Annotated in this window: 11 protein-coding genes; 10 read left to right on the top strand and 1 reads right to left on the bottom strand. The window is 45.3% G+C overall.

Features of this window, described 5'->3' with window-relative positions; translation table 11 throughout:
- The first annotated feature begins 324 nt into the window (after positions 1–324).
- The 9 genes from rfbF (at position 325) to M4D81_RS13185 (ending at position 9,058) form a co-directional block, all read left to right on the top strand.
- The gene (rfbF, locus tag M4D81_RS13225; RefSeq protein ID WP_071219217.1) at positions 325–1,107 is read left to right on the top strand and encodes a glucose-1-phosphate cytidylyltransferase; all 783 of its coding nucleotides are present in this window, start codon (positions 325–327) and stop codon (positions 1,105–1,107) included.
- Positions 1,108–1,160: 53 nt separating this feature from the next.
- On the top strand, positions 1,161–1,859 hold the full coding sequence (locus M4D81_RS13220) for an LbetaH domain-containing protein (RefSeq protein ID WP_071219216.1): 699 nt from the start codon (positions 1,161–1,163) through the stop codon (positions 1,857–1,859).
- On the top strand, positions 1,856–2,758 hold the full coding sequence (locus M4D81_RS13215; RefSeq protein WP_071219215.1) for an NAD-dependent epimerase/dehydratase family protein: 903 nt from the start codon (positions 1,856–1,858) through the stop codon (positions 2,756–2,758). Before M4D81_RS13220 ends, M4D81_RS13215 begins: the two co-directional genes overlap by 4 nt.
- A gap of 8 nt (positions 2,759–2,766) precedes the next feature.
- Complete coding sequence (locus M4D81_RS13210; protein WP_162487546.1) at positions 2,767–3,849, top strand: class I SAM-dependent methyltransferase; 1,083 nt, start codon at positions 2,767–2,769, stop codon at positions 3,847–3,849.
- A 64-nt stretch (positions 3,850–3,913) separates the two neighbouring features.
- Positions 3,914–4,489 carry a dTDP-4-dehydrorhamnose 3,5-epimerase gene (gene rfbC, locus M4D81_RS13205; RefSeq protein ID WP_071219213.1) on the top strand — a complete coding sequence of 192 codons (576 nt, stop codon included), beginning with the start codon at positions 3,914–3,916 and terminating at the stop codon, positions 4,487–4,489.
- Positions 4,482–6,308, top strand: a complete 1,827-nt coding sequence (locus tag M4D81_RS13200; RefSeq protein WP_071219212.1) for a glycosyltransferase family 2 protein — start codon at positions 4,482–4,484, stop codon at positions 6,306–6,308. The genes rfbC and M4D81_RS13200 overlap by 8 nt, the downstream gene beginning before the upstream one ends.
- Positions 6,309–6,345: 37 nt before the next feature.
- Positions 6,346–7,431, top strand: a complete 1,086-nt coding sequence (rfbG, locus tag M4D81_RS13195; protein WP_235613033.1) for a CDP-glucose 4,6-dehydratase — start codon at positions 6,346–6,348, stop codon at positions 7,429–7,431.
- A gap of 152 nt (positions 7,432–7,583) precedes the next feature.
- Positions 7,584–8,072 carry an RNA polymerase sigma factor gene (locus M4D81_RS13190; protein WP_071219211.1) on the top strand — a complete coding sequence of 163 codons (489 nt, stop codon included), beginning with the start codon at positions 7,584–7,586 and terminating at the stop codon, positions 8,070–8,072.
- On the top strand, positions 8,072–9,058 hold the full coding sequence (locus M4D81_RS13185) for a hypothetical protein (RefSeq protein ID WP_260066817.1): 987 nt from the start codon (positions 8,072–8,074) through the stop codon (positions 9,056–9,058). The genes M4D81_RS13190 and M4D81_RS13185 overlap by 1 nt, the downstream gene beginning before the upstream one ends.
- 129 nt (positions 9,059–9,187) lie before the next feature.
- On the opposite strand, the gene M4D81_RS13180 is transcribed toward M4D81_RS13185, so the two are convergent.
- Entirely contained in the window at positions 9,188–10,063 is an 876-nt protein-coding gene (locus M4D81_RS13180) for an AraC family transcriptional regulator (protein ID WP_260066815.1), read from the bottom strand.
- A gap of 153 nt (positions 10,064–10,216) precedes the next feature.
- On the opposite strand from M4D81_RS13180, the gene M4D81_RS13175 reads away from it, so the two are divergent.
- Positions 10,217–11,536 (top strand): sulfatase-like hydrolase/transferase, encoded by a 1,320-nt coding sequence (locus M4D81_RS13175; protein ID WP_260066813.1) that lies wholly within the window; start codon positions 10,217–10,219, stop codon positions 11,534–11,536.
- The last annotated feature ends 75 nt before the right edge of the window (positions 11,537–11,611 follow it).

The raw sequence follows: 11,611 nt of genomic DNA, 5'->3' as shown, positions 1-11,611 counted from the left end.
GAGCCCTTTTTTTACTGTTAATAGTTTCTCTTGGTTGAAGGTATCAATCTTTCTGTAGGAAATTTAACTGCTTTGTATTGAATAAGGATTTTATTGTTTTTGTTATGGAGTTATAGCTTGCTATTAAAAAGTATGTCAGAGTTATGCTGTCATCTACTTGCAATGAACTGTTACCACGTATTTCTAATTAATTATTATTGGTTATTTTGTCGATAAGTAGATGAGGAGCAAACATCTTTGTAATTGAAAGATTTGAAATAAATAACACAGGCTAAAGTTATAGGACTAACAAGGCATTAAAAATCGAGTAGGGAAGTGAACAGTATGAAAGTTGTCATCTTGGCAGGCGGAAGAGGAACACGAATAAGTGAAGAGTCTCATCTTAAGCCTAAACCTATGATTGAAATCGGAGACGCACCAGTATTGTGGCATATCATGAAGACATACTCTCACTATGGATATCATGAATTCATTATTTGTCTTGGTTATAAAGGCTATATCATCAAGGAGTACTTCGCTAATTATTACCGACATATGTCCGAAGCGGTAACCTACGATTTTACTTCTGGCAATACTGTCGAGGTGCATCAGAACACGGTAGAACCATGGAAGGTTACTTTGGTAGAGACGGGTCTAAACACCATGACGGGTAGCCGTATTAAGCGAATTGAGCCTTATGTGGGTAACAATCCTTTTATGCTTACGTATGGGGATGGTTTGGCAGATATAAATATTGATCAGCTTGTTCGCTGCCATAAAGAAAGCAGTAAACTTGCGACCATTACAGCCGTGCAACCGGACGGCCGATTTGGGCGGCTGGAACTGGATGGCGATACGGTTACTGGATTTACTGAAAAGGTTAGAGGTGATGGGGGTTGGATTAATGGAGGGTTCATGGTGTGTGAACCCCAAGTATTCAACTATATCAAAGATAGGGATACAACGATCTTAGAACAGGAGCCTTTGCAAAATTTGGCACGAGATGGTGAGTTAAATGTCTACAGGCATGATAGTTTCTGGCAGCCAATGGATACTCTGCGTGAAAAGATTGTCCTTGATGGGCTTTGGGAAAGTCAAAAGGCACCTTGGAAAATATGGAATACCTAGTATAACCAAAAGTCGAAAATGAGTTGGAAATATTACTATTCTAGGAGTTTATTATGTTTAAACTGACTCTTTCAAAGGAAGATTTGCAAAATTATGTGTTTCATCAGGTGAGTCATTTTTTTCCGGATAATCGTTTGTCTCCCAAGGACACATTATTTAACCGGTCATTTAATCTAGCCTTGGAGCGCTCGGAGTTTTGTTTTCAACATATCGCTTTAAGGTCGTTTCATCATGAAGGAACTACCTATTTTTCACATCTCCATTCCGATCAATACACATTATTCCTGTGGTTTTTGTCTAATTCGACATGGAGGGAGTTTGAGACTGAGGAGATCGCGTCCAAATTCTTTTACTTAAATAAGGCGTTAAACGGTGTTGTATGTATGTATGATGCGGGAATGCCTGATATCTTTCTTGTTGTACATGGTGGTGGTGTAGTGTTAGGTAAGGCGGTTTATAGTGATTTTTTTGTATGTTATCAGGGATGCACCGTAGGCGCAATAAATGGTGTTTATCCTGTTATCGGCAAGGGGGTGGCCATGGCCCCGCAATCAGCAATCGTTGGTGACTGCTGTATCGGCGACCATGTGACGATCGGAAATCAAGCCTTATTACGTAACACCAACTTGAACAACGGATCATTATACTATCGTCATACAGATACTGGTCAGCATATAACACAGCAAACGGATAAACCCTGGGCACAGTCTTTTTTTAATGTACCCATTCTGCAAAATGGAGGAAGTTCATGAAATCAAAAACCATATTGATTAGCGGTGCTAATGGTTATATAGGGCTTCATATGGCCCAGTATTTAAGAACGCATCATTATAATGTTATGACTGCTACGAGAGATGGAGAAGGAGATCTTAGAATGGACTTCTCCAAACCGAATGAAGTGGCATCGTTGATTAGTAATGGAATCGATACAATGATCCATACGGTTTCACTAAACGAAATGCTTTATAAAACAGATCCTTACCGAGCTTTGTCTGAAAATGTAACTGGAATCCGAGCAGCTCTTGATTTCTGTAAAAATAATAATATTAAGAATTTTATATATTTTTCGAGTTTTCATGTTTTTGGTGTACAGGAAGGGAAATTGACAGAGAGCACTCCTGTCGCTCCAAGTAACGACTATGGATTGGCACATTATACAGCTGAACAAACTGTTAGGATGTACGATAGAACTAATCTGCTAAATGCATGGATAGTCAGGCCCTCTAATCTATTTGGAGTCCCCGTAAACCTTAATACATTTAAACGTTGGAATTTGATTCCGTTTTTATTTTGCAGGGAAGCTGTAGAGAATAACACGATAACGCTTTTGACTCCAGGGAGCCAACTTCGTAATTTTGTAGGTGTGTCGGATGTATGTAAGAAAGTGATGTGGATATTGGAACAAAGACCAAAAGAGCGGTTATTTCATGCTTACGGAAATGAGACGATGAGTGTTTTACAGTTCGCCTTATTAGTTCAAAAGGTCGCATTAGAGACTTTCGGAATGCCCGTACGAATCATTCGCCCCGAGGGAAACAACCAAGTTGCTGACTTTGACTTTACTAGTGTAAACGAACAAAAGGGCTTGGAACCAAATGATAAGGTGGAGACTTTTGTCATCGAACTATTCAAAGCCCTTCTCACCAGGTAACGAAAGGATTGATTAACATCATCTGTAATATTTGTGGTCAAACATGTGCTTTTGAGGAGAGATATACTCGAGCACCTCATAGTTTAATGAGTGTATATAACTCGAATAAACTGATTTTACGCGATCTGGAGATTTATCACTGTGATTCATGCGGGCATACTCAGATTCCGGTGCACATTGCTGAAGAGTATTACCAAGATTATTCCATGGGCTCCTTTTGGGGAGCTAGCTTCAAGCGCATCCGGGAACGTCAACTTGAGCGCATAGCGATGCTGGCGCCGGCACGTGGACGATTCTTAGATATTGGCTGTGGTGTCGGACATTATTTAACACTAGCTAGGAACCATTTTGAAGAACTATTTGGGGTTGAGCCATCCATTACTAGTGCTATGAAAGCACGGCAACAAGGATTTACAGTCATAAACGACTATTTCCATGAAAAGTTAACCTTTGAGTCGGGATTTGATGCAATAAGTATAATTGAAGTGCTTGAGCACCTTGAGCAGCCTGCAGTTCTGTTTGCTCAAGCAGCCCAACTATTGAATGAAAATGGCATTCTTCTAGTGGAGGTTCCCAATGGACAACGTATCGTGGAAAAGCGCCTATATTATAATTTATGTACCGACCACATCCAATATTTCTCTGTTACTAGCCTGACAGCAATGGCACATAGAGCAGGATTGACAGTAGTTTGCGTGCAAGAGTCAGCAGACCCGAATTTGCTAGAATTATATGTGAAAAAGGCCCCCAAACCCCGCTTCACTTTTAGTAGTAAACGACAATTAGGGCTCGATCAGCTTGTTTCAAAACTTTCAGCAAATGCGAGAGTAGCGGCATGGGGTGCAGGAGCGGAGTCGACTTGTTTTCTTGCAATGCTGGAGGAGAAAGTTCATATTGAATGCCTGTTTGACAGCGACCTTACTAAACAGGGACACCATATTGCGGGTATTCCCATCATTAAGCCAACTTCCGAATATGTTTGTTTATTTGACACCATTATTCTTTTTGCAAATGCACATAAACAGCAAATCCAAGATCAACTTATACAGCTAGGGTTCACTGGAACACTATCAACTTTTGATGTAGGTTAATTTTGGCTACCTATAAAAATGTTTAAAAGTTCAGGCGGAATTTCAGGTTATAAGGGGGAGCAGCATGTTAGTTCATACTACACCGCTTAAAAAAGCGGCAGTAATCGAAATGGAGCCCATTCAGGACAGTCGTGGTTTTTTTGCTAGAAGTTTTTGTAAAAAAACGTTGGCTGAGCATGGAGTTTCTTTTGAAGGAGTTCAATCGAATGTGGCGTTTAACCATCAAGCAGGGACGCTAAGGGGGATGCATTTCCAGGTACCTCCTTTTTGTGAGCAAAAGATCATCTCTTGCCATCAAGGAGCCATCTATGATGTTATCATTGACCTAAATCGGGATAGTCCTACATTTGGGAAATGGTTCGGGCTTACGTTATCTGCCGAGAACCATTTATCTCTATATGTACCCAAGGGATTTGCCCATGGATACCAAACGCTGACCGAAAATGCGAGCATTCATTATATGGTCAGTGAGTACTACGCTCCTACTCATGAATCTGGAGTTCGTTGGAACGATCCTGCTTTTGAGATAGAGTGGCCTCATGTGGAAGATCTCATTATTTCACAGAAAGACAAGCAGTGGAGAGACTTTGATTTTAATACAGATGGCATGATTTTGTCTGAAGGAGAAGGACATGGATAATAATATAGCAGCGCACATTCTTGGTAATTTAGAGGTTGGACATGAAGGTATCTGTTATTTAGAAAATTGCATCCAACAAGGTGAGCTAAGCCTATCCGATTTAGCCGTGTTGGATACAATGGTTGAGCTGCTGGATGTAATTGAAAACGTGACAATGGAAGTGTCTGTTCCTAATCGGATAAAAGATATCAATGCTAATATTCTATTTTATATAGAACAGCTCAAACAGAATGCAATAGATGAAAATATCGAATCTTTTTTATATGATTTTCGTTTTCACTTTCGCTCTCTTTTTCGGATATTGGAGTTCGAAATTGCCTATATCTTGGAGAATTTTGTCTCTAAGAAGGACTATCCGCGTTTTTATCCAGAGGTAGGCATCATCGATCATGATGATATCAGGGCAAAGGGCGAAAAGGCACATTGCAAAGTAAGTGTCATTCTGCTCGCTTACAATAATTTGGTTTATACACGGGATTGTGTTGAAAGCATTTTGAGGAATACGGATGATGTGGAATACGAATTGATATTGGTAGATAACGGCTCTACGGACGGAACAAAGGAATATTTTGATTCCGTACCTGGCGCAAAGGTTATTCATCTGAAGTATAACATCCATCTTGTGAAGGGCTTCAATATTGGTTTGATGGCGGCGGAAGGAAAGTATTGCGCTGCTGTATGTAACGATTTTATTTTTACGCCGAATTGGTTGAGAAATCTGATGATCTGCATTGAATCGGATCCTGGTATTGGGTTTGTGTCCCCGGGGGCTACCTCCATTTCTAATATGCAGCAAATTTCAATTCCATTTAACTCAAAAGATGATTTTCAGGAAAAGGCCAGAGAATACAATGTAAGTGACCCTTCAAAATGGGAAGAACGTGTGGTGTTGCTGCCCAATGTTTTATGTTGCCCCACGGCATTATTGGATCGGATCGGATATTATGACACCCGCTTTTTTCGTGGCGAATTTTTAGATGACGACATTAGCTTCCGAATTAGACGAGCAGGATACAAGCTTGTTTATTGTGCGGATACGGTGACTCATCATTACGGTAGCCTAACAACCGCCAGTGATCATCAGACGAATTCTATGGAAGAAGGAAGGAAAACTTTTGCGGAGAAATACGGTTTGGATGCATGGATGGATGCGCGAATGAATCTTGCTCATCTGAGGATAGATTTCAGTCAGCTATCAGCTGTTGAAACAATACTTGGAATTGATGTAAAATGCGGTGCTACTCTGCTTCAAATTAAGAACCGCATTTGGTCCAATCATGGTATTAAGCCACGTGTATCTGTCTGTGCAACGGAACACCAATATGAAATGGATGTACGTTCTATTGCGGAAAAGGTATTTCTGCTTGATCATATCTATCAGTTACCGGAAGAATTGAATGGGACAATCGATTTGGTTTACATTGAGAAACCCTTGGATTGTTACTCTGAAGATTTGGATTCCATCTTCAGCGCTATTTCAAAGGTCATGAGTGTTAACGGAAAAGTAATTTTTATGGTTAACAATAGTGCGAGTATAGAAACATTATATGAAATGCTTTCTTCTTCGCATACCGTACACAATCGCAAAATCTATATACGTGACGTACTTTGTTTGCAGGCAAAAGCACACGGGTTTGAGCAATCTTCAATTATTAGTTTCGTACCGGAGCGGAGCTCGCAAAGCAAACAGGTTATTAAGGACTTCGCAATGTTTCTTGCTGGAGGACGGCAAGCGGATATGAATTATTTGGAGTCGTTATTGGAATCCAATGTTGGAATGTACCAAATGAACTACCAGCCGGCGGAGCAATCGGTTTAATTCTTGCAGAAACTAAATTTAAATCAGGAGTGCCTATATGATGAAATTAGGTATGGTGGAGCATACTTTCTGGGCGGGCAAGAAGGTGTTCCTTACAGGACATACTGGCTTTAAAGGAAGTTGGCTTAGCATTTGGCTTCATAGTATGGGAGCCGAGGTGACAGGGTATTCATTATCAGCCCCTACCTCCCCGTCTTTGTTTGAATTGGGAAATGTTGAGGAAGTTTTAGTAGAGTCAGTTATTGGTGATGTTACTAATTTAGAGATGCTGAGGCGTTCCATGCAAAAGGCAGACCCGGAAATCGTTATACATATGGCCGCGCAGCCACTAGTAAGGAAATCTTATGAAGATCCTGTCCAGACTTATCAAACGAATGTGATGGGCACAGTAAATCTAATGGAGGCCGCGCGTACTTGTAGTTCGGTGCGTGTAATCCTCAACGTAACAACGGATAAATGTTATGAGAACCATGAGTGGCATTGGGGGTACCGTGAGAACGAGCAGCTGGGAGGGTATGATCCATATTCAAGTAGTAAAGCATGCTCAGAACTAATAACCTCAGCGTACCGTCGTTCTTTTTTGGAATCAACAATGGTCAGGGTGGCCACTGCAAGAGCCGGCAATGTAATAGGAGGGGGCGACTGGGCAGAAGATCGGTTGATTCCTGACCTGATAAGAGCATTGACAAACGGAGAGCTCATCCAAATCCGGAATCCCGAGGCGGTTCGACCTTGGCAACATGTACTTGAACCGTTATCTGGATATCTAATGCTTTGCCAGCAGCTGTACTTGGATGGTGAGGAGTATGCGCAGGCTTGGAATTTTGGACCTCAGGATCGTGATGCCAGGTCTGTTCAATGGATTGTCACTCAAATGTTAAGTAAGTGGCCGCATCAACATCCTGGCTATCAGGTGGTTAATCTGAATTCTAAACATGAAGCAAATTTGCTTAAGTTGGACTGTTCAAAAGCATCACATGAGCTCAATTGGAACCCTAGGTGGACATTGGATCGGGCATTGGATGCTACTATCCAATGGTTTGAGGAATATTTGCAAGGTAAGGATGTAAGAGAACTGTGTAAGCGTCAGATTACTGAATACGAGCGTGAGGGTTTATCCTAGACTTTAGGACTTTATAGAGGGCTTATAAAAACACTCAATGAGCGAGAAGGGCTCCCCCTTGGGGTAGCCCTTTTAAATTCGAAAAAATCCGTAAACAAAATGTGACCGATCCACGTCCATAACTGTGTTAAGGGTAAAAGGAGGTCTAGGCGATGCAGATCGATTCGCTCCGGCCGGGCGGAGATATTACGGAAACTTATGAATTATATGGCGATATGCTTTTTAAAATAGCGATGGTGTACCTTGGGAACAAACAGGATGTCGAAGAAGCCATTCAAGAGACGTTCATTAAACTGATATATAAAGCGCCTGACTTCAGCGACCAGGAGCATAAGAAAGCCTGGCTCATTCGGGTGATTACGAACCACTGCAAGAATATGCAAGGGAGCCTGTGGCGCAAGCGGGTAACCAAGATGGAGCATATGAACGATTATTTTGTCGAACCGTCGGAACGGACGCTGATGGATAACGTCATGAGTTTGCCGTTCAAGTATAAGTCGGTCATCCATCTGTTTTATTACGAGGATTATTCCGTTAAGGAAATCGCCGGGATTTTGCAGATTAACGAGTCTGCGGTCAAGATGCGTCTTCAGCGCGGCAGGAAGCTGCTGCGCATGGACTTGGAAGGAGAGGACGATTGATGAATCGGAAGGACTACAAATCATTGATAGATCGAATCGGACCTGACAAAGGATTGGAGGAGCGGATTATGAAAGGAATGAAACAAAATCAGCGTCAAACGACCAGAATGAGCCGAATGGGGGTCGCCGGCGTCACTGCGGCCGTTATGTTGGGGCTGGTGGTAGTAGCTTCGCTAGTATTGAATCTTGAGAACGAGCCAGCGAACAGCGATATCCCGGTGGTTCAACAAGGGACTGGGGAGAATACCCCGCCGACCGCGAAGGTTGGTCATGATCCGGTAACCATTCCGAAAATCGAGCTTCCGGACGAGAGCAACGTCAAAGCCGACATGATCGGTTTGGTTGTATACCAGGGCAATATCTACACCCAAACCGGTACGCAAATCACGCCGGACATCGCCAAACAGCTGCGGGGCGACAAGCTCGGACGGTCGAAGTCGGGGATTACGGAATGGAGCTCCTCTGATGATTACACGGAGCTTGCTTCGACGATCGGCGAAATGGATATTTTCACGGTTAAGGGATATGACGCCGATTTTAGAATCATGTCCTACATGGAGCACGACGGGGAAGTCTACGCCGAATTGTATGAGCACCTCAACGGGATTACGGTGGCCAAGGGCGAGGATATCATCGGCAAGCTGAATTTAATGGGGAACATGACTTCGGTTAAATGGCAGGATTTCGACAGCTGGAACATGGGCGAGAGTAAGCTGCGCGAGCTTGCCGACGATACGGCGGTGCAAGCCTTCGTTGAGGCTTTAAATGAGGCAAAGCCGGTAGCGGCGGACGCTTTGTTTGAGCAAGGGATCTACGAGACCGGGCCTAGCCAGCAGAAATTTCTGTATATCCAGCTGCAGGACGGGACGGAAGTCCAGTTAAGACTGTTCAAAGGCGGCCAATATGTGCGATATGCCAATACGCCTGTGTTCTTTCAATTGGAAGGCGAGGCCTTTACCACGCTGTGGGGGCTGATGGAGGAATAGGTTGTCCTGACGTTTGTAGCAACGAAAAAAGATAATGTAAAGAGACCAGAGGCTATCCCTAACGGATGGCCTCTTTTCGTTGCTGTAGGATCGATAACGGCGATCCCTTTATCGTATGGCGGTTCCTTGTTATTCGCTTGTTCTCGAAGATGGGCGGTTCGCTTTCACGAATGCGCTCGGCGTCATTCCGAAATACCGGGTAAAGGCGCGGGAGAACGTAAACAAATCCGAATAACCCAGGGATAAAGCGGTCTGCGTGATGCTGGTTCCCTCGGCGGATAACAAACGGGTCGCTTTCTCCATGATCAACTGCTGCATGTAGCGGGACGGAGAAATGCCGTATCGGCGGGTAAACGCGCGGGTGAAGTGACTTCGATGCACGCCGGCCCAGGCGGCAAGTTCCTCCACGGACAGGTTCTCCGTGCAGTGAAGTCCCATATATCCGGAGACGGACTCGAGCCAGTCCGAAGCAGCCGAAGCAGCGGGAAGGTGCTGGTCCCGGTTGGGATCGATGCTGTGGATCAACTGGAATCCCAGCGACATCAGCTGAAGGCTATGGTCCTGCTGGGGCTGTCGGAGCAATCGCTGAATGTCCTTGATGACAGCCAAGGCATCGTCCCTGAAGGCATTTTGACGATAAGGCCGTTCCGGACATAAATCGACATGCTTCAATATGGACGGCATCAACTCGCCCATAAAGGCCGTCCAGGTGATCATGGTAGACGGCTCGTCGCAGTCCTTGACATACGTATAGACCGAGCCGGGGAAGAGGCAGAAGAGATCGCCTTCCGAGAGGGAGACGCTGCTGCCGTCCCATCCGAACCGCACCTTGCCGCTGGCAACGAAATGTATACTATAAAATTCGACGGACCGGGGACCGACTTTTTCGGTGAAAAAGGGGTGGGATCCGGATTTGAATATCCATAATCCCAGTTGTGTCTCAAAGTGAGCCGGGTTGTTAAAGTATTCTTCTCGGGATGGCCGCTGATTCACTGTTAAACTCATGTGTCCTCCTTCCACATATACCGATCAATTCTTTTGTTACTACTATGATGCAACATATTGTATAACGATTGCAAAGATGGAGCATTCCGTATTCGTCCGCCAAAAGGTACGATGATGAGGAACAAGTCGAGCATAGTAGAGGTGAATGGAGATATGAAACAACCGAATTTTATCGTGATTTATTGCGATGACTTAGGGTATGGAGATCTTGGATGCTACGGTTCGGACACCGTGATAACCCCGCATTTGGACGGGTTGGCTGACGAAGGCATTCGTTTTACGAATTGGTATTCGAATTCCCCGGTCTGCTCTCCGTCACGAGCCTCATTATTGACGGGCAAGTACCCGGCCCGAGCGGGAGTCGGCGAGATTCTGGGGGCGAAGCGCGATTCGCATGGACTGCCTGCCGACGAGGTGACGTTGGCCAAGGCGCTCAAGCCTGCCGGGTACAGGACGGCGCTGTATGGAAAATGGCATTTGGGCTTGTCTGAGGAAACCAGCCCGAATGCGCATGGATTTGATGAGTTTTTCGGATTCAAGGCAGGCTGCGTCGATTTTTACTCGCACATTTTTTACTGGGGCCAAGCCCATGGCGTCAACCCCCTGCATGACCTATGGGAGAACGAAACGGAGGTTTGGGAGAACGGCAGGTACATGACCGAGCTGATCACGGAACGATCGGTAGATTTCATTCAGCGGTCGCGGGAGCAGGAGGCTCCGTTCTTCTTGTTTGCGTCGTACAATGCGCCGCATTACCCGATGCATGCCCCGCAGGAATACATGGACCGGTTTGCGCATTTGCCTTGGGATCGGCAGGTCATGGCCGCCATGATTGCCGCGGTGGACGACGGCGTCGGGGAGATCGTGAAGGCGCTGAAGGAAGCCGGCTGTTACGAGGATACGGTCATTTTCTTCTCCAGCGATAACGGACCGTCCTCCGAGAGCCGGAACTGGCTGGACGGAACGGAAGACGTGTATTACGGGGGAAGCGCGGGGATCTTCAGGGGGCATAAAGCAAGCCTGTTCGAAGGCGGAATCCGCGAGCCTGCCATATTGAGCTGGCCGAACGGATGGGAAGGCAGACAAGTGCGGGATGAAGTGGCGGCTATGATGGACATCGCACCGACCTTTTTGGATCTGGCCGGCGTCGATCCGGCGGCAGGACCGCTTCAAGGCGTTGCGCTGGACGGAAGCAGCCTGAAGGAGATGCTGCAAATGCGCGAGCCGTCGCCGCATAAGCAATTGTTCTGGGAGTATCAAGGCCAACTGGCTGTCCGGGAAGGGGATTGGAAGCTGGTGCTGAACGGGAAGCTCGATTTTGACCGCGTGGTACCGGACCAGGTTCACCTGTCCGATCTGTCCAGGGATCCCGGGGAGCGCTCCAACCTGGCGGACCGTTACCAGGAGATCGTGGAACGGCTTAGCCGGGATGTGCGAGACTGGTATGAGGAAGTGCAGCGTCTCGGATCCTGAGCGTGAATAGAGCATACCATCTATGCCTCAGCGATAAAATGCAAAAAAAGCCCCGTCAACCGGGGCATTTTTTTA

The organism is Paenibacillus sp. p3-SID867 (assembly GCF_025142895.1).
GTDB lineage: Bacteria > Bacillota > Bacilli > Paenibacillales > Paenibacillaceae > Paenibacillus_AQ.
The sequence above is the reverse complement of the archived record's forward strand: the minus strand, read 5'-3'. Positions and strand labels throughout refer to the sequence as shown.